Origin of the sequence: Pseudomonas sp. WS 5503 (assembly GCF_012985385.1) — a bacterium.
Lineage (GTDB): Bacteria > Pseudomonadota > Gammaproteobacteria > Pseudomonadales > Pseudomonadaceae > Aquipseudomonas > Aquipseudomonas paracarnis.
Map to the genome: position 1 here is coordinate 25395 of NZ_JAAQWI010000010.1, position 18340 is coordinate 43734.

Sequence of the window (18340 nt, forward strand, 5' to 3'; positions counted from 1 at the left end):
TTTTCACTTCACACTCCCGCGGTCACGCTTATCGGCCTTGGCAATCATTTCTGGGGTGGCACGCTCGTTGTTGACTTCATTCACTTCGCAACCAGCAGCCCGGAACAAAGCATCAGCTGCTTCCTCGAGTGCCTTCCGACTTCGGGGTCTGGCTCTGCTCATCTCTTCGTTCAGCAAAGGTACCAAAGCATCAAGTTGGGATTGGCTGAGGACGAAACCTCGAAAAATAGGGCTGAACATCACTTACCTCCCGGGCCGTGCAGATAAAAGGGGCTTGGCCATGAGGACAAGAATAACGGCCGCAACCTGAATGGCTACATTTTGGGGCACTTGATACCCCTTTTTTGGGGATGATGCGAGCCGAAATGGCCTCATACTTGATCGACGCCCAACTTAATCCAGCGGTATAGCTGATGCTCCAGATGTTCTTATCCCTGCTCCTTATACCCACGGCAGCAATCACCGTATGGCACCTCGCCCTGAGCCGCATAAGCCGTTTCACATGGCGCGCGTACCAGATAACTGGTGCGATCGGGGCCCCTGTCCATGAGCTATCTCATTTGTTGGCCTGTATCGCGTTCCGCCTGCAGGTCCAACGGGTAGCGCTTTACACGCCTGGCAGAACAGATGGGTGCCTTGGATGCGTAGTATTCACAGCCAACCCCAGATCTATTTTCAATAACGCGGGAATGGCAGTACAGGGTGTTGCACCCTTGATCGGAGGTGCGACGATCGTGCACTACGTCCTGAAGGGCCAAGGTCTTGTGAGCGTGCCGTCTGAGATATCTGGCGATCCAGGCTGGATCGTTGATGAGGCAGTTAGGACGTTGAATGCCACTGTCGTGATGGCTGCGTCTGGCGGCGTGGGTTTCACTGTACTGCTGGGAATACTGGTGATCGCCATGCACTCCATTCCAAGCTGGGCAGATGTACGAGTTGGGCTGAAGGGTTCGCTGATGCTGGGAGTTACTGCAATATTCGCCGGCGCGGCTAGTGAGATAGCGGCCTCATATGTGAGCTTCGGGAGCAGCTTCCAATCATTAGGGCTGCTCATAACGTACTGGATTAGGGTCACACTTGAGATGGGGCTGACCGGAGCCGTCAGGCTTGTCACGCTTGCCATGATTGGGGGCCTGGGACTTGTAGTAGTGCCGGGGATTCTCTTTGAGGGCGGAGCTGGAGTATTTAACTCGCTCAAACGCCGACACATCGCGAGCATTGATGAATAATCGCAGCGCTGAACCGACGCCCGCGCCTTCTTACTTCTTCACCTCGGGCATTAGATCGGCCACCTCGGGGCGGTAAAGTCCTTTCTGTTGTTCGTAGAAATACCGGAGCTGCTCAGGTGGCATAGGCGCATCCCCTCCGATCAGGAAGGCTCTGAGCTCGTAGCTGTCACCAACCGGCCAATCCAAAGTGATGATATTCAGGGCAGGGGCCTTGCTCAACATCGACCAGGTAGGCAGCGAACGGACGTAGTGAATGATCATCACCTCAAGGGGAATTCGATCCCGCAGATCCGGCGAGGGAGCGTTATCCATTGCCCAGAGCCCGAAGACAAGTCGGAGCTTGGGGTCCGGTTGCTTCGTGAGGGAGGTTAGCTGGGTAGCATCTGCACTGAACACAGCGTTTCGCTCATCCGCATCCTTGAGTAGCTTAATCGGGACTCCAGTTGCGCGCCGCACACCGGCGATAGGGCTGTAGCTCAAAATTGAAACGGTTGAATAATCGGGAAGGGCCATCTCACTCTCCATGGCGGGGCTGATCATTCAGTGCAGGGTAACAGCGCGAACTGAATAGTCGATACCAGCTCTACGGCCCAATGGATGGAATGGTAAGGGTTAGGTCAACCCTAGCGCTATTTTGTACCGTCATTTTGGGTTGAGGCGGCAGGGTATTGTTGAAATGATGGTTATAGCAGGTCGCCAACAGCCCGGAACAAAGACCGCTGCCCTTCAACCCATCACCACCGAGGGCGGAGCTCTTCGTCACTACGACCGGCGGTCAACTCAACGGCCGGCCTTTCATTCCCCCGCCCAGGAAAGCAATCATGTTCCGTAAACTCTTTGAATCGCTAAGCCTTAAGTCCCGCAAACCTATAGTGCATATCGATTCTGCTCTCCTCAAGGGCGCCTCAGTCGATAGCTCAGACCCAGGGATCCAACCAATTGACGTAAACCTGCAACAAGGCCCAAGCCAGAGCTGGATAGATCACGCATACCCATTGAAGCAAGTTGTAATCGAGATCCATGGCAGCGCTCAGACTACTCTGGGGCACTTAATTGCTGAGCTTGACCAGGTATTCCTGAAACTCATCAAAGGCGAAACGGTAGGCGAACGTAGTGACGGGGTCGTAACCCATAAGTATGCGTACCAAGAACAAGTAGCAGGCCCATCGTTCTTCGTCGAGCCTGTAGCATTTCACCCAGAAGCACCAACCGCCGGGCAGGCACTGTTCGTTCGCCTGCAGGGTACCCGGCATAGCAACTTCCCTGACATCAACAACCTGATCGCTTCTGTAATGAACGAGATCAACTCGAAAAAAACATCAGGATCCGCTCATGACGATGACTTCGGCTACTCATTTGCCCTCGTGTGCGCCCCTAACCTGAACTGATCAGTTGTCCCAGTGGAGGTGGAAAAGCCCCACCCGTTTTGGGCGGCTTGCCCGAACCAAGTGATCTAACATGGCTGCTCTTCCTGAAGGTGCGGCCCTCAATGTTCCGAAGCTTTATCTCTGCCATCATCGGGCTTACCTGTCTCGCGGTGCTGGTACCTGCTCATGGGTTTGAATTCACATCAAACCAAGACTTCCTACCAGTCCATGAAGCGTTCAAGGTGTCAGCAACTGGTACTCCAGATTCCGTACAAATTCGCATCCTGGCAGCGCCTGGGTACTATTTGTACAAGTCCAAATTGAGTTTTCAAGCTCAGGGCATTGGTGTTCGGTCAGGCGCAGCAGTGCTGCCCGCGGGTGAGCACAAAGCAGATCCCTATTTTGGAAACGTGGTGGTTTATCACGACACATTGGTGGTACGCCTACCAGTTCAGAACCATGGTGCTGATGGCTTTGACGTGAGGGTTGGCTTCCAAGGGTGCGCCGAAAAAGGTCTTTGCTATCCCCCTGATCAACAGATCATCCGTATAGAAGGGGATGCAGGGATTACAGCCGCCAGTGACTGGAGCGCAATGTCAGTGGTTTCCGCATTCATAGCGGGCCTGAATCTGTTCCTCACACCAGGTGTTTTGCCTGTAATTCCACTACTCGCATTTGTGCTTCTACTCGGTAAACCGTCAGTCCGAAGAGGCATCACTATAGGCCTAGCTTTCACGGTACCCATGGCGACAGGTCTTGTGGTCCTCAGCTCGGCTATAGCGCTAACCGAAGCCGGCATCGAGATACAGCCCATCGCTCAGTCCGCATGGATACTCGTACCGTCAGTATTAGTTCTGTTGGGGCTGGCTGTTATGGAAACTGCAATTGGCAAAACCCGGCGAGATGTCCATGGAAATCACGCCAGCAGAGTCTTTGTTTTTTTTGCCAGCGCCCCATGCGCAGTAATGCTGGGCTTAGTATCCCTTATCTACACAACACCATTCACCTCATCATCGATGGCAGCGGTGATGCTGTACCTCAAGGCAGGGGGTGAGCCCATTGGAGGGATAGCGCAACTTGCCGGGATCGCATTGGGTATGAGCTGTCCGCTGGTGATGTTTGCCGCGACATTGGGAGGACTGCTTTCCTCAGTTGGGAAGTGGAATGAGGCGATACTGGTATTCGTTCGCGCGCTTCTGGCCATTGTCGGAATTTGGGTGCTTGGACGTGTGCTGCCAGGGCCGGTAACTCTGGGCCTTTATGGGGTAGTGGCGGTTTATTTGGCCGTGTCACTTGGAGTTTTCGGATCACTGGGGTCAGCGCCATCGCTGTTAAATAGGTTCGCCGCGATTGCGGTCTTGTTATATGGGATCGCCGCATGGATCGGGATGCTCAAAGGCGAAACGTCACCCTTACAGCCCCTTGGTCCAGGCATCTCCTCTGAGGCCCCCCGTGAACAGCCATGGGTAGTGGTCAACACACCACAGCAGTTGGCCATAGCCCTTGCTGAAGCTAAGACTGCGGGAAGCCCGGCTGTTGTGGAGTGGGTAGCGAATTGGGCCCCAGGGAGCGACCAGGTTGCCGACACAGCGCGGCACGTTACATTGATAAGAGACAGTCTCGGGGCTTTCAAAACTATTCGAGTCGACCTCAGTCAGGGTGGCCATTCGGTTCGCAGCTTATTGGAGCTAAACGGACTTTTGGGCCCTGCAGCTGTTCAGGTGTATCGCTCTGGTGGGGTTGAGGTTCAATCATCCAGGCTTGTCGGTGTAACCACGGCCAAGGAGATCGCTATGTCGCTGCAGGCTATCGATAATTATGCAGATAAGTGAGGATGCGTAATGAATACACTTCAATCTAAACCTCCTAGCCAGGATGAAGCCCGTGGACGGCTCACGAAAGATCAATTCATAGCTTTACGATCACTTGCAAAGGGTCATTGGGTACAAGGAAGTGCGATTCAGTGGAAATTCAACCGAAACTGGCTCTCCGTACACGTATCGAATACCTTTTTGGATACGGTTAATTCGCTTCAGACACGGGGCCTGGCCACCAAGGGGAAATGTTGCTTGAAATGCAAACGTGACGTCTACCTGCTGACCGAGGCCGGATTGCAGCTTGTAAGTCATGCCAACTCTCCCTTCCAACATCGCCGAGTGACAAGGGAGGCAGCGATCAAAAAACAGAGCATCACCTCCCGACTGCTCTACTGGCTTGGAAGATAGCCGGTAAACCAATATGGAAATAAACCAAATTAAATTCTGCGCCATCACATCTATTTAAATATTGCGCTTTTGCATTAAGGAACGTGACAAATATGAAAACTTTAGTCGGGATGTTTTGGGGAATGGTCGGCGGTGTATTTGTAGCTTTTGGAATAATCTTGTTTACACAGCTAATTGGGGCCGGAGCCGATTTGATTGGATTTACTGAATGGACTTATCGTTACTACATGATTTGCCTCAGCGTATGCTTCGCCTTTCTACTTCTGTCGAAGCCTGCACGTAAATATTGGAGGTTCATGACAGTTTTCTTTGTTGCAGTTGTCTTGGTCATTGGAGTTGGTTTCAATACCTTTCTTGATACATCAAGCGCCAATGCTCAAATGGATCAGATGGCGAATAGTCTGCTGGCGATATCTTTGATTGTGGCTAAAGCAGTCATGTACGTGGGTCCAGGTGCATTGACAGCATTTTATGCGTTTGTAGCGTTCAACGGGGTGTCAAAAGGTAATGACAGCAAAACTCTCAACTGATAGCTGAACGGTGTGTCACCTGAACCCTTGATTTCGGCAGTTTAAAACGGGCTGCTAAATTACCAGTTACTAGGCGCAAGTCCTCATAGGAATTTACATGAAACGAAATATGGCCATCGCTTCAACGGTGCTGGCTCTTGCGGCAGGGATCGCCGTTGGATATGCAATTTGGCATACCGATCCAGTTGAAACCCAGGTCATACCACCGGCTTCTTTGAAAGATTTTTCACGGCGAGCGCTGGAAGATTTCTGCGGGCATAGCGCTGTATTCTCCGACTTAGTAAGGACCGGTACTGTTAAAGATGGTGTGCGCGAACAGAAGGTGGTACGAGGTTTCCAGATGATCGCAAACCCGCTGTCAGACAGGGCAGCAGTTTGTTCCGTCAAGGCTTCGATCATCACCAGAAGAACCCAGCAAAACGGTAACTCCATGGAGATATCGGGGGATACTCATCTGACTTACCTCGTTGCGCTTAATGGCGATTCAGAAATCATTTCGGAGGAGTTTGCAAAGGAGTTGCTCCGTTCTCACGTGATCCAAGTTGTGGCTTCAAACCTCGGCAACGACGGCACCATCGTTCCGCAAGTTAAACTTAAACTCTAGTTGGGAGTCGGCTGGATGCCATACGCATCACGCCTGTTCTTAAGGAGCGTGGCGCATGAGAAGAGTTGCGCTCCACAGGGAGCTCCAATAGGATTTATCCATGACGAAAAGGGAGCCGAGGCTCCCTTTTCTTGTCAGAATGAAATTAGTTTTTCAGACGGTTAAATGCGTCAGTAATCGCTTCATCAGTGAACTTGTAAAGTTGACCACCTACAATTTGGACAGTCCAAGGGTACTTCGGCCGGCGAGGATGATATCCCACGAGGTTGAACTCGCCGTAAGACGATGATTTAAGGGTCGTATCAGGATCGAAGCCTCGGTGCTTGCATTCCAGCTCAAGCATCGTACGCTCTTTACTCACGCCTCCCGGAATGCGGATTTTAAGCTGAACAGTCAGTTCGCTTCCTGAAAAAGAACCGCTCCCAATTTCAAGCTCATAACCGGTGCTCAATCCATTCATGGCCTTCTGGATGCTCTCAACAGCCGACTTTGCTTTCGTGCGGTCAAAGTTAGCTGCTGCTGGGTTGGCTGCTTGTGTCATGGTGATGCTCCTCTATGAATGTGGAGCCATTTCAACCCACTCTAGCGCGTGCCAGAACCCGCAGAAGACAATTACAGAAAGTATGGTCTACGACACTTTCACGCCTGCGAGCGCCGCGTGCTTATTTGCAGACCGAGTTCGGAAAGGGCCAGTTACTGCAATGGGGCTGTGTGCAACAACTGGCAGTGCGTTCACTCCCGTAATCCCTGGGGGCCTAGTCTTCCGCGTCTATAAATTGACATCATTGTCGCGAAACTCATAAATCACAGACAGAGCAGCGTTAACTATCGGGTTTAGGCGAATCGCATCTGCAACCACTTGCTCTCGCTCTCCATCAGTCAGGTTCTGCCAGATCCCGATGTTAGGGCCGGTGAATGCAACATCGGGCTCCTCAACGTCGAAATAGTCCTCGATATAGGCCAAGATGAACTGGCCGCAATCATCACCTCGACCCTCTATGTGAAGCCGGCCGTCCGCTAAACCTTCCCAGAACATGGATAGGTCCACCTCCAAGTTACTGGAGTCGACGGCACTGTCTTTCATGAGGAGTTGGACGTCCTCGAGGGAGAAGTCGCTTTCTAAAAGCCTGCAAAACCCGATGCCAAGCGGCTCGTCGATCTTGTAGGGTGTCGTCGAGGTATATCTGACAACATCAATAATCGGCATGGGCTGGTCGATCACCTCAGCATGAGGGAGCTCCAGCTCTCCGAGTGGCCGCATGTTATCCATGATCGAAAGCTCAAGGGCTTCAGCGTCGTTAAGCTGGCGAACCTCAGCAGGAATTGTCTCCAGTCCACCAACTATCGCGCCTTTCCAGCGGACCAAGCCGCATACGACTTCGAATAGATCGCCAACGGGCCTGACAATCAGCGGTTCGCGAATGCCATGTACTTTGATGTCAGCGGCCATGGCCTCTACCTGGGCATTGGGTTCAGCAGGGCTGCCTAGGGCTTTGAAGTATTTCAATCGTGAAAGGGGGATCTGAATAATCACAGACACTGGAACCTCTGCCTTGGTTAAACAATTTCATAAGGATGAAATCAGTATAACCCCGTTCATTTTTGGGATCCCTTGCAGGTGCATCAGGGTTGGCTGAGCGAAAATCCTCGTGGACGATTTACCGCTACGATCAGGATTCAGCACTGCTAGGCGGTGTCCGCGATAGATGCGTCGTGGTTTTCGTTTTGTAGGCTGTAGAAATCAGGGTCCGCCCATGCAGCACATAACTTTGCTGATAGGCCGGTAACTGCAACCATGAATCGGCAACAGTCAGGTTCGGAGAATGCCAGCGACTGTCCGACGCTGACAGAGTAGCGGGGGAAAGCTTCGCGATCACCTGACGCAATTTCAGGATCCACTACACCTCGCACATGGCCAATGAGCGTCATGTACCGCCAGTGGGCCGACTCAAGGGACAGCTGTTGAGCAGGGGTTGCGGTGTTAAGGATCGCATTGAATTCTGCGGGATTCATCATTGCCTCGTCTTCTCTGTAGCTCCCTCCGGCTGTTCGCTTCCACCGGTATGAACATCATCTTTTCACGACTTGAGGCTAATGCTATACCCCCGAAAAGCAACCCATTACCTGGCTTCGGAAACCTAATATGAGCGTCACCCACCATCTGGCCAAGATCAAAGCGACCGTGTCTTTGCGGCTAACGCTTCAGGAATTTTGCTACTAGGTAAAAGCCCCAACTCATCACAAATCTCTTTGCCGCCTTCTAGGATGAAGCCTTGCCGCTGTGATCTATTGAAGACAGCAATCTCGGTGATGCCTGCCAAATAGCCACTGCTTGCCTGTTTGAGCCAAACTCTTGCGCAGACACCGTTACTGATGGCCTGAGTAAAGATTTGCGTTGTAACCGTATTCTCATCAAGCACAACCGTGGTTCGGGCTCCTTGTTCCGTCACACTTTCTGGAGCCCAAGCGCTGAGCGCCACCCCGACTTCGCCTGAAGAGTCAGCTGAGGCGAAGCCAGGCACAAGCAAGCCCGCTATGATTCCCCACTTCAAAGACCTCATCCCTTTAGCCATTGCTTCGTACCCAGAGTAAGTGCCACCCGGAAAGGGCTGCATCACTACAATAGTGCCCCACCAGACATCAACGCGGAAGATGAGAACCCGATTCGGGGCTGGAATCGTCCACCTCCACTTCAGGGACGTCATAGCCCGCTAACAGGGTCGTAGCGGCGCTGTTCAGCATGTTGCCGGATTGGAAATACCCCATCACAGTCGAAATGCTGGTGTGTTCTGTCATAGCCATCACATCACCCAGCGGCACACCCTGTCTCCCAGCCTCAGTCACAAAGCCTGATCGTAAACTGTGTGCACCCCAATCACCCTCTAGGCCGGCAAGCTTTGCACGCCTCTGTAGGATTCGGTTTACCTCATGACCAGTCATGGGTGCTGTTCCCACCCTGCCGCCTCGTAGCATCCCCCGAAAAAGCGGGCCACTCTCAATCGGGGCAACACTAAGCCAAGCAGTCAAAGCATGGGCGGCGGCACCCGTCAGAGGCTTCTCACGCCGGACGCCAGCAGTATCTGTCTTGGTTACCCCGAGTGAATACATCCAAGTGTCAGCATCAAGCCTTCGAACGTCCGAAACCTGCAGGGCCACAACCTCAGAGCGGCGCCGACCACCGCCGCTCCACGCTAGGAGGAGTAGAGCCCGATCGCGTATGCCTCGCAGTCCATCAGTTGAGCATGTGTCCAGGATTGCCTTTAAAGGCTCAGCCACGAGTGCTGTCTTCTTGCGAACCGAAATGCCGCCCCGGGCCTGAGCCTTCTGCGCATCCCGCATCAGTGCTTTGACCTCTTTGATATCAGTTGGGCTAGCCCAGCCCTTCATCCCATGCCATTTGCCAAGGACTGCCATACGAAGGCTGACCGTGTTGTAAGAGTGAGGTCCCAAAGTAGCTTTGATCTTGGCGTCGACCAGCGCCTGATCAACCGAAGGGGGGAGGTTGTGCGTCCAGGTGCCGTCATCCTGCGGTCTATTCAAATGGTCAACGATGAATTGGATCGCCACCGCCGCTGGAATTGGCCCATCCCCCAGCGCAACCCCATAACGGACCTGCAGCCACGCTGACCAATAGGTAAGCGCACCCTGGTAACTACGCACCGTATTGGGCGCAGTCCCTGCTTTCAGAAAGTCAGAAACTGCGTCCTGTGATGCCTGGCTGAGCGAGTCAAGCTCAAGCACGGCCGCATTATCTAGGGGCAGTAAGCGCGATAGAGCGCCCACGGTTGTTGGTGCCCTCAATTCCGACTTCATTCCAAACCTCCACGAATTTCACGTTCAAAAGCCCATTTTTGAGAGATTTTGAGCTACTCTTGATTAAAGCGTATTATTTAATACGTGCGACGTATTTTATCGAAACATCATGTCCGTTAACCAATACTTATCGGATATAGAATAGTGGAGTTTGACCCATGTCGACAGGTGTACCTGAGCAGGAAGTCTTTGATGCGGCTGACGCCGTGCTGGAGGGCGGTAAGCGCCCAACGGTTGAGCGGGTACGAGAAAAGCTGGGGCGCGGTAGCCCGGCGCGTGTCGGCGCCCTGCTTGATGAGTGGTGGGTGCGCCTGTCAGCCAGGCTGCGCGCTGAGACGCGCCTGCCAGGCTTGCCCACTGAAGTGGCGCACGCCTTTGTGGACATCTGGAAGCAGGCCACTCTGATGGCAGAGGCTGTGGTGGAGCAGGGCATGTCTGTCCAGCGAAAGGTGCTAGCAGAGGAGCGCGAGCGAATTGCCGGCCTCGAAGAGCAGGCTCGCAAGGACGTAGCCTTCGCAAGATCTCAAACCAACGAAGCACAGACCGCACGACTCGCCATTGAAACTAGACTGAAGGACTTGCAGGTATTGTTGGATCAGCGAAATGCTGACCTAGAGGATATGCGTGAGCAGCGAACTGACTATCGTGCAAAACTCGCGGCCGCGGAGCAGAAGCTGGTAGAAGCATCGGCTCAGGCCGAAAACACTCGGGCTGAGCAGGAGCGCTACACGCGCGATGTTGAGGATCGATCTCACAGAGAAGTTGACCGTGCAAGAGAGGAACTCAAATCGGTTGCTGCACAACTGCAGGAAGCCAATGGCAAGCTTCAATCAACACTGAAGACCCTGCAGGAAAACCAGAGCGCCCTGGCATCATCACGTGAACAGTCAGCAGCGGCCCAGGCACGAGCTGATACGCTGGAACAGCAATTGATTGAGACCAGGAAGGCTGCGGCGGCACCAAAACCTCGAGCGAAGCGCCCACCGAAAAGCACCTCAGGACAGAAGAAAACGGACTGACAATCAACGTCCAGGTAGACCCATGATCAATGACAGCTACGAAAAAACAGTGATCGATGCCGGCCTGTTTAGATTCCCCGGGCAGGACCTGATGAAGAACATCAATAAGGCCTACACGCTGTATTACGACGAAACGAACAATATCCGAAGCCTATCCTTGACTGGAACCGGGCTCAATCATGAGGTTCTGGATTGCTTTGTGCTCGGGGGTGTAGCGCTGGGGCCAGGGGCCAGCCTGCCTGATATTCATGACCTGAGGGCTCAATTGAGAATTCAGCCATCAGTCAAAGAGTTGAAGCTAAAGCACCTTGCCCAAGGGGGTTACATCACCTGCCTCAGCTCCAACAAGCTGGAGCAGTTCCTCACATGGCTTCTGGCGTCGCCAGCTTACATTCACTTCTCTAACTTCAGCATCTTGAACTGGTCGATAGTCGACCTGATTGACTCGCTGCTAGACCATGATCAGTTCGAGGCCTACAGATCCATTCGGGACGATCTGAAAAACGAACTCCACGCCATAGTGAGGCTAGAACCACTTGGGTATTTCCGGCTACTAAAGACCTTCGACTACCCGAACGTACCTGCCGCGCGAATACCCGAATTCCTAAAAGCTGTACGCCAATTTCTCTTCAGGGGCGGCTTCACGTTCAGAAACATGGCAAGAATGGCGCTCTCAGACCTTCTCCAAGAGGCTGCCAGGGTTACTACGTTGGTGTATCTTTGCGGCAACGAGAAGGATGAGTGGTTTTGATACAGCCTTCATCCATAGACTTGCCACATTCGTGAGGTCGGTTCACGTATTTGACGAAGAACCGCGGGTCAGGGAAAGCCTTGAGCGCAACGAAATTGTGTGGGGTGGCCAGCCCGTAAGCTACCGGTTCGCAATTTCACACAATGAACCAGCCATACAGATCTCGGACATTCTCTGCGGACTCCTGGGCAAACATTTCAGCTTTATGGAAAAGTGCAGCATTGATCAACTGGAAGAAGCGAGTGCAAAGCTGTCAGAGCAACAGCGCCGCAACGCTGATCTGGTGGCTAAGCTGATCGACAAAGCAGATGAGGAATGCCCTGCCTTCATCTTTAATCAGGCACCTCATGAGAGCAATGCCAAAAGTCTGTGGTTCTTGCATGGGATTGAATACCCGGAGGAGTACCGCGACTGATGAAGCGCGGCACGAGTGCGGCTGATCAATGCCTGGCCCTTAAATGTCTGCAGCAACCAATCAGCCAATCGTGATAAACGCTTTCCAACAGGGTCAAACGCTTGCAAGCGTTCCTAGTCAGCCTCAAATTATCGTTTTCAAGAGGTGATAGGCAGAACCAAACTTTGCGATACCAAAACCTAGCTACACAATAATCATAAGCGTGGGCAGAAAGCCCTAAACGACAGCCCCGACCGAGGCGATTGGAGATACGCAGGCATGAAGGCAAAATGGTCTTCCGAAGATCTAACCACCCTGGAGCAGAGCGTGCCTCTGCAGGGCATACAGGGAGCTGCCGATCAAACCAAACACTCACTGCGGGAAACATATGAGCTGGCAGTAGCTCTAGGCATCTATGTTCCCCCGAACGGTGCTGGGCCTTGGCCACGATCAAGCAGAGGAGCTGCCTGGCCGAGTGGCGATGAACGAATCCTGCGGCAGGAATATGTTGGCCACCAGTCGATCGCTTCGATAGCTGACCTGCTTGGCAGGTCACCTCAGGATGTCGAGGCTATGACCATAACCCTGGCCCTTGCAGGAACATCTGATGCACCCAACAAAAGAGTTATCAGAGAGCGAAGAAGTAGCCCGCCATTGACCCCAATGCCCCTTACCCCGCAGGCGCTGCATGGCAAACCTCAAGACAAATCAGCAACCACAAAACATGTCTTAGCAACAAAGGGCGATGAGGATCCTGATGAGACAATGCTGCTCGAGCCATTTGTACCGCCGGCCGTAACGTCCGCTAAAGAGTTCCGAAAGGCAGCCGAATCATTTCTCGCCGCTGCGAGCAGTTTCCACATAGCTCCGCACGAATCCCTGCTTAAACCCGTTCCTGATTTGCCACCTAGATCACGCTGGACGAAGGAGAAGGACGACTACCTTAAGCAGCACTACCATAGCCAACCGGTCGAACAGATAGCCGACCACGTCGGAATGTCCTACTACCAAACCACTAACAGAGCTCGACGCTTGAAGGTAGCCAACACACTGGTTACCTGGACCCGCGAGGAAACGATTTTCCTGCTCGAGCATCTCCAAACAGAGCCGCTTCCTTGGGTAGCAGAGCAGTTGGGCCGGACAATGGCTGCTGTTAGTCTGCGTCCAAAGCAGCTGGGTATATTCCCGGGCTGGACAGGTCACGACGATCAGCTGCTGTTACAGAATCTTGGGAAGAAGACCAACGCCGAGATTGGCAAGCTGATCAACAGACCTGAATATGCAGTCGATAAACGAGTGCGATTCCTCAAAAACGAGACCTCTGAGTTTTCAAGGGCGGGACTGAGTCGGCTATTTGAATCCAAAGGCAAAGAATGGGTCGACGGGCTCATCTACTTGCCAGTGCGGCCGGCAGAGGTCAACAAGCGGAAATGGACCAGCGCTGAAATCGAAATTCTGAGGGAGTATTACCCTAAGAAAGGATCGATCTGGTGTGCTGCAAAGCTAGGTATGCTCGCAGAGAGAATCAGGCACAAAGCACAAAGTCTCGGGCTGCACTCCAACAAAGTCACCACGCCTTGGAGTGCCGAAGACGATGCCTGGCTTTTAGCCAATGTGCATACTCTAGCCAGAGAAAAATGCGCCAAGCACCTGAACCGAACTGTGGGTGCGGTATCAGTACGAGCATCAGTGCTCGGAGCCTTCAAGCTCGTCTAGGACTTGAGAGCAATGGGGCGTAGCGCTATGGATAGGCCACAAGCGCTACACCCCTTAACCGGCCTGTCGAACGGGGCACAGGGGCCGACCAGCAGTTCAAACTGGTAACATGGACGTATTCAACTACCAAATAGCAATCAATTCCCCATGAACGACGTACAGCCATTCATTTCACCAGCGAATTTCTACCTACCCGGCACTCTCTGCCTAGCAATATGCATCTGTATCACAATCCGCTACACCTACAGATACCTGGTATTTAGGGCCATCGATCGCGACGGGTATAGCTCACCTCAATTGCAAGCCTTCCACTTGCGCAAGCTAGCAGGTGAGCGCGGCAAGATCATTACCTCGACACGAAAACAGGCTTTGATTGCACTGGCTAGCTTGGCAGGATCTCTGAGCTTGGTGGTCCTCGTCGTACCAACGTGGAGCTTCTGACAGTGCCAACAACCAAAGGAGTCAACTCACTCATCAAAGCAGCCTGGCTGGCATTCCTCATATGGGGGATGTTAATGACCGCTGAACGACTGTACTGGGTGAACGCTGACTCATACTCCATGATACTTGCGAGCCCTTTGACGATAAGCGAGTCGATGGCTACAGGCCCGACGTCGTATGGCGCGCTCTGCCACGGGGAGGGCGCCACCTTAGCTGATAAGTCGAACGGCCATTTTATTCGGTGTGGCTTTACCTGGAGCCCAGGTTCGACATTCAGAATCGAGAACTACGAACAGTTCGCTGAATGGATGTGGAGAGACGTGAAGTAAGGCAGCTGAGAGGCTGCCTTCTGATAAGACAGGTTATCGACCGCGAATACTGCCTCGGTTACTTGCGGAGCGTTCCTGATTAATTGCGTTGTAGTAAATGTCCTGGGTGGTTGAAAGGCTTTCGTGACCCAGATCCATTTGCAGGTGCTTTGCGTCCCGGAATTTGGCATCGAACGTTGCGCCCGTGTGCCGTAACCAGTGCAAGGTAACCTCCATCAATTCCTGACACTCGTCCTCAGGCTGTCCGTCGGCCTGCATTCTGGACCGAGCGCGGTCGAAAACTGGCTGAACAATATTCCGGATCTGGCGTGCAGTCAGGTTGGGCCGGCCATGGCTTGTATAGAGCAGCGGTGCATCGTCGGCCTTGGTCGGCAGTGGCGACATATTCAAGCTCTCACGGTACCGCTTGAGGTAGGGGATAAAGGCATCCTTAACCGTGATCTCACGCTCCTTGTTGCCCTTCCCAACAACCTCGAACCACCATGAACCATTTCTTTTGAAAAAAGAGTTCATGGTCGGAAGCCAATCATCTCGGCCAGACAAGTCACCAACCCGTAAGTACATCGCAAAGAGGGCCACGACGATGAACAGAGTACGCTCGTGTTTGGGGTCCTCATTGGCCATTGTCTCGGCCTCACCGACAAGGTAGTCCCACTGCAGCGTGGTCAATGCCTTGATCTTAGGTTTTCCCCGCTTGCCCTTCACCCGTTTGATAGATTTGAACGGGCTAGCGATGTCCATGCCGTCCTGCAGCAAGAAGTCATAAAACGAACACGCAACCGAGTAGATCAGATCAGTGCTTCCTGATCCCTGTTTCTTCTGACTGGCGACGGGCTTCACATGCGCCTCAGCAGCCCTCTTGCGGTCAGCTTTCTCGATCTTCACGCCGAAAGGTCGCCACCGAGGGTTGAACATAAGCAGGCCATCCTTGGGAGCAAATCTGCGCATCGCAGAAGCACCAACCCATGACTGTGGTGGCGCGACGTTGAACGCGAGGAAAGCCTCAGCATCAGTGCGGGTCAGATCCAGTACGGACTTGCTCTGGACAATCCAACTCCAGAGAATCAAACGCTCCAGATAACCGCGGTAGTTTTTGAAGGTGGACGGCGATTGGCTGTAGGACTTTAAAAAAGCTCGAGCATGACGAAGATCGGTCTCAACACTGATCTCGGCTGGAAAAGCAGCCAGGTAAGGGGCCATGTCTGGATGCAGGTCTTTAAAGTCGGCGTAGTCACCCAGGATCGATTCAATGGTATCGAAAAGGGGGCGGGGAGGAATTGCCTCTACTCGCTTAGTCAAAAAGTAGTGCTCCAATGTTGACGCCGGCTACATGACCATAAAGCGTGTACAGCTCATGGTCGAAGAACAAGGCTAGTAAACCGCCGGCGATGATAAAGGGGCCAAAGGGGAAAGGCTCGCTTCGAGATTTTACCCCTAAACCCGCAATGAGTCCGACAATTGATGCAGCCACGGCAGATACGAGAATTATCAAAGGGAGTGCTTGCCAGCCGAGCCAGGCCCCGAAGAGGGCGAGCAGTTTAAAATCACCGTTGCCCATTCCCTGGCGGCCGGTGATCGCCTGAAAGATCAACGCCGGCAGTGCAAGGAGCAGGTAGCCTGTGACAGCTCCAATGAAGCCATCCTGGAGCGTCGAGAAAAGCCCAAGAAAGCTGGCAGCTAAGCCAACCCATATGCCCGGAATAACGATCGTATCAGGCAGAAGCATCTCATCGAGGTCGATAAGGAAAAGTGCAGTTCCGCCCCAAACCATCAGAAGCGCGAAGCAAGTCTCTGCACCATAGCCAAAGTGCCAGGCCGTGCCGAATGATAGGCCGGCAGTCACCAGCTCAACTATTGGGTATCTTGCCGAAATCGGCGATCGACAGCCTGAACACTTTCGCCTCAACAAGAGCCAGCTGATCAACGGAATGTTCTCCCAAGGCTTGATCGAATGGCCGCAGGATGGGCATCGGGAATTCGGCATTGCAAGGTTGAACGGCTCGGTCGGAGTGGCTTCCATTTGAAGGGCAGCACGGGCATCCTGCAGCCAGGATCGCTTCATCATCACAGGCAGCCTGTAGACAACAACGTTGAGGAAGCTGCCGACCATCAGGCCTACAATCCCCACTAGGATCGCAAAGACTGCTGGATAGAGCTTCAATAAGTGCAACGTGGTCATGGTGTGTCACCGGTGGTAGGTTGGGAGACGGAATCAAACCCGCAACCTTGATTTTACCGGGCTTGGAAAATTCGACACCTCAAAACCTATGCATGGAATTCACCTGTGCTTCACTTAACTTCCAGTCTTTTGAACGGAAAAACACCATTCAGGCCTACCATGGCGCTAGCCGCGATACTTGGCCAGTTATTACTAGAAATCAAACTGAAAGAGTGAAGCCCAGCATGAACAATGAATGCGGAAAACTTGAATCATTCCAACCTACTGAAGAAAACAATTACTCCCTATTTGCCGGAGCATTAGAGCAGGACACCCTAGTCTTCTTTCATGCAACTCCAAAGAAGAATTTGTTCTCAATACTGAAGCATGGTTTCAAATCATCGCTCGATTTGGGCACTGGCCAATTAGCATCGGTGTCTTACGCAAAGAAAAGCAGTTCATGCTTAGCCCATCTCGGCAGGGATATCGCGCAGGAGTTTCTGGTTTTCGCCGTTAGGTTCGAAACCATTGAAGCACCCGAGATTGTCGAGAACATGTCTGATATCCATGTTTTCGGCACCAACGTACAACCATCCCTACTAGGGTACTGTGAAATCCCGGAAGGGTTTAAATACTGATGATAGTGAGGTATTTAGACAGTTGATTATTTTGTGGGGAATGGCAAGGCGGAGGAGGGTAGCTGCGCCCATTTGTTCAGGCGCAGCATAGTGATGCGTTACTTATCGGAACGAGGAAGGCTGGGGCCAGCAAATCCAGGGATCAGACGTGAACAGACTTCGGCAAGAGCCTCAGCAGTAATTGGCTTGACGATGTAAGCCGAAGCGCCAGCATTAGCAGCAATCTGCTTGTCTGCAGGCATTGATCGACTTGTGCAGACGATGATTGGCACCACACTAGCATCATCGTTTCGGTCGCGGATCTCAGCGATCAGCGATATTCCATTCATCAAGTCGTCCAACGTCCAGTCCATGATGACGCAAGAAGGCCTGAATTCCTCCAGTTCCCGGAACACACCCTCCGCGTTGTGCACCGCACGAATTTCTTCAAAAAGTTCAGCTGCACACTTTCTAGCAAGATAAGTGTCGGTGGGGGAATCATCGACAATGAGTAATGTGCTCATTTTGTTTCACCTGATCACACGAAGGGGAAGGGCATGGACAAGGAGACCATTGGGATCAGTAAGCAGAATACTTCTGCTCAATGGTACGTTGTTCGCGCAAGTGTTGCTCATAGGTCAACTGCTTGTCTTCAAGGCGATGATCAAGCTCTCGCAGATCTTTTGCCTTCTCAAACTCTACTTTGCGCCGAGTGGCATAGAAGTTTTGCACTTCAGCTGCGGCAGCAGTATCAAAAGGCATCCACAGAGGACCGAGAGAGATTACCCAAAGCGGGATGGAGAAGACTGCGACTGCGGGATGATTAGTATAAAAGTAACCAGCGGCTGGCAGAACACCCAGTCCAGCGGCTAATGCGACTGACTTCTCTTCAACAGCAAGCCCCTTGCTTTCATACACCTCCATCTCTTGTTTCTGTCCATCTGCCAGGTGAGTGGTGCAGCCTGATGCTACGATTACCATAGAGATTGCTACAGCGATACCTGTGAAACGTTTCATGCTAAATCCTGGCGTGTGTTTTGAGCAGTCTGTTATAACCGTCGGACTGCGATTTACAAGCCGGCGAGCATAGCCCATGGCCAGATAAAGGCGATAGCCAAAAGAGACGCTCCTTTTCCACGCGACAACA

Annotated in this window: 20 protein-coding genes; 10 read left to right on the forward strand and 10 right to left on the reverse strand. The window is 52.6% G+C overall.

The annotated features are described in order from the left end of the window. Positions 1-3 precede the first annotated feature (3 nt). Entirely contained in the window at positions 4-240 is a 237-nt protein-coding gene (locus tag HBO10_RS23405) for a hypothetical protein (protein ID WP_078465749.1), read from the reverse strand. Positions 241-734: 494 nt separating this feature from the next. On the opposite strand from HBO10_RS23405, the gene HBO10_RS23410 reads away from it, so the two are divergent. Beyond that, entirely contained in the window at positions 735-1229 is a 495-nt protein-coding gene (locus tag HBO10_RS23410) for a hypothetical protein (RefSeq protein ID WP_169904208.1), read from the forward strand. Between the two features lie 30 nt (positions 1230-1259). On the opposite strand, the gene HBO10_RS23415 is transcribed toward HBO10_RS23410, so the two are convergent. Then, positions 1260-1742, reverse strand: coding sequence for a hypothetical protein (locus tag HBO10_RS23415; RefSeq protein WP_169904207.1), 483 nt, complete (start codon positions 1740-1742; stop codon positions 1260-1262). A 308-nt stretch (positions 1743-2050) separates the two neighbouring features. Here HBO10_RS23415 and HBO10_RS23420 point away from each other — a divergent pair, with 308 nt between their 5' ends. The 4 genes from HBO10_RS23420 (at position 2051) to HBO10_RS23435 (ending at position 5955) form a co-directional block, all read left to right on the forward strand. After that, positions 2051-2617: a hypothetical protein gene (locus HBO10_RS23420; RefSeq protein ID WP_169904206.1), complete on the forward strand. Its 567-nt coding sequence runs from the start codon at positions 2051-2053 to the stop codon at positions 2615-2617. Positions 2618-2718: 101 nt separating this feature from the next. Next, positions 2719-4428 carry a protein-disulfide reductase DsbD domain-containing protein gene (locus HBO10_RS23425; protein ID WP_169904205.1) on the forward strand — a complete coding sequence of 570 codons (1710 nt, stop codon included), beginning with the start codon at positions 2719-2721 and terminating at the stop codon, positions 4426-4428. 485 nt (positions 4429-4913) lie between these two features. Then, on the forward strand, positions 4914-5351 hold the full coding sequence (locus tag HBO10_RS23430; protein WP_169904204.1) for a hypothetical protein: 438 nt from the start codon (positions 4914-4916) through the stop codon (positions 5349-5351). A gap of 97 nt (positions 5352-5448) precedes the next feature. Next, positions 5449-5955 carry a hypothetical protein gene (locus HBO10_RS23435; protein ID WP_169904203.1) on the forward strand — a complete coding sequence of 169 codons (507 nt, stop codon included), beginning with the start codon at positions 5449-5451 and terminating at the stop codon, positions 5953-5955. Positions 5956-6100: 145 nt separating this feature from the next. Here HBO10_RS23435 and HBO10_RS23440 read toward each other — a convergent pair whose 3' ends face one another. The 4 genes from HBO10_RS23440 to HBO10_RS23455 all read right to left on the reverse strand — a co-directional run bounded on the left by HBO10_RS23440 (position 6101) and on the right by HBO10_RS23455 (position 9768). After that, on the reverse strand, positions 6101-6496 hold the full coding sequence (locus HBO10_RS23440) for a hypothetical protein (protein ID WP_169904202.1): 396 nt from the start codon (positions 6494-6496) through the stop codon (positions 6101-6103). Between the two features lie 228 nt (positions 6497-6724). Continuing rightward, on the reverse strand, positions 6725-7495 hold the full coding sequence (locus HBO10_RS23445; RefSeq protein WP_346343137.1) for a ParB N-terminal domain-containing protein: 771 nt from the start codon (positions 7493-7495) through the stop codon (positions 6725-6727). Positions 7496-8126: 631 nt separating this feature from the next. After that, a complete protein-coding gene (locus HBO10_RS23450; RefSeq protein WP_169904200.1) occupies positions 8127-8507 on the reverse strand; it encodes a hypothetical protein in 381 nt (126 codons plus the stop codon). 88 nt (positions 8508-8595) lie between these two features. After that, complete coding sequence (locus tag HBO10_RS23455) at positions 8596-9768, reverse strand: site-specific integrase (protein ID WP_169904199.1); 1173 nt, start codon at positions 9766-9768, stop codon at positions 8596-8598. Between the two features lie 158 nt (positions 9769-9926). Between HBO10_RS23455 and HBO10_RS23460 the strand changes: the two genes are divergently transcribed. The 4 genes from HBO10_RS23460 to HBO10_RS23475 all read left to right on the forward strand — a co-directional run bounded on the left by HBO10_RS23460 (position 9927) and on the right by HBO10_RS23475 (position 13648). Continuing rightward, entirely contained in the window at positions 9927-10787 is an 861-nt protein-coding gene (locus tag HBO10_RS23460) for a DNA-binding protein (protein WP_116827301.1), read from the forward strand. 22 nt (positions 10788-10809) lie between these two features. Next, positions 10810-11538: a hypothetical protein gene (locus HBO10_RS23465; RefSeq protein WP_169904198.1), complete on the forward strand. Its 729-nt coding sequence runs from the start codon at positions 10810-10812 to the stop codon at positions 11536-11538. Beyond that, a complete protein-coding gene (locus HBO10_RS23470; protein ID WP_169904197.1) occupies positions 11525-11953 on the forward strand; it encodes a hypothetical protein in 429 nt (142 codons plus the stop codon). The genes HBO10_RS23465 and HBO10_RS23470 overlap by 14 nt, the downstream gene beginning before the upstream one ends. A gap of 258 nt (positions 11954-12211) precedes the next feature. Then, complete coding sequence (locus tag HBO10_RS23475) at positions 12212-13648, forward strand: hypothetical protein (protein ID WP_169904196.1); 1437 nt, start codon at positions 12212-12214, stop codon at positions 13646-13648. An 803-nt stretch (positions 13649-14451) separates the two neighbouring features. Here the strand turns inward: HBO10_RS23475 and HBO10_RS23480 are convergent. Further along, positions 14452-15717, reverse strand: a complete 1266-nt coding sequence (locus tag HBO10_RS23480; RefSeq protein ID WP_233100538.1) for a tyrosine-type recombinase/integrase — start codon at positions 15715-15717, stop codon at positions 14452-14454. Then, positions 15710-16597, reverse strand: coding sequence for an A24 family peptidase (locus HBO10_RS23485; protein WP_078465770.1), 888 nt, complete (start codon positions 16595-16597; stop codon positions 15710-15712). Before HBO10_RS23485 ends, HBO10_RS23480 begins: the two co-directional genes overlap by 8 nt. A 92-nt stretch (positions 16598-16689) precedes the next feature. Between HBO10_RS23485 and HBO10_RS23490 the strand changes: the two genes are divergently transcribed. After that, on the forward strand, positions 16690-17214 hold the full coding sequence (locus tag HBO10_RS23490; RefSeq protein WP_153045946.1) for a hypothetical protein: 525 nt from the start codon (positions 16690-16692) through the stop codon (positions 17212-17214). A gap of 98 nt (positions 17215-17312) precedes the next feature. Here HBO10_RS23490 and HBO10_RS23495 read toward each other — a convergent pair whose 3' ends face one another. Together HBO10_RS23495 and HBO10_RS23500 are read right to left on the reverse strand one after the other, a co-directional pair. After that, positions 17313-17717, reverse strand: a complete 405-nt coding sequence (locus HBO10_RS23495) for a response regulator (RefSeq protein ID WP_078465772.1) — start codon at positions 17715-17717, stop codon at positions 17313-17315. Positions 17718-17772: 55 nt separating this feature from the next. Beyond that, complete coding sequence (locus HBO10_RS23500; protein ID WP_078465773.1) at positions 17773-18210, reverse strand: hypothetical protein; 438 nt, start codon at positions 18208-18210, stop codon at positions 17773-17775. Positions 18211-18340 lie beyond the last annotated feature (130 nt).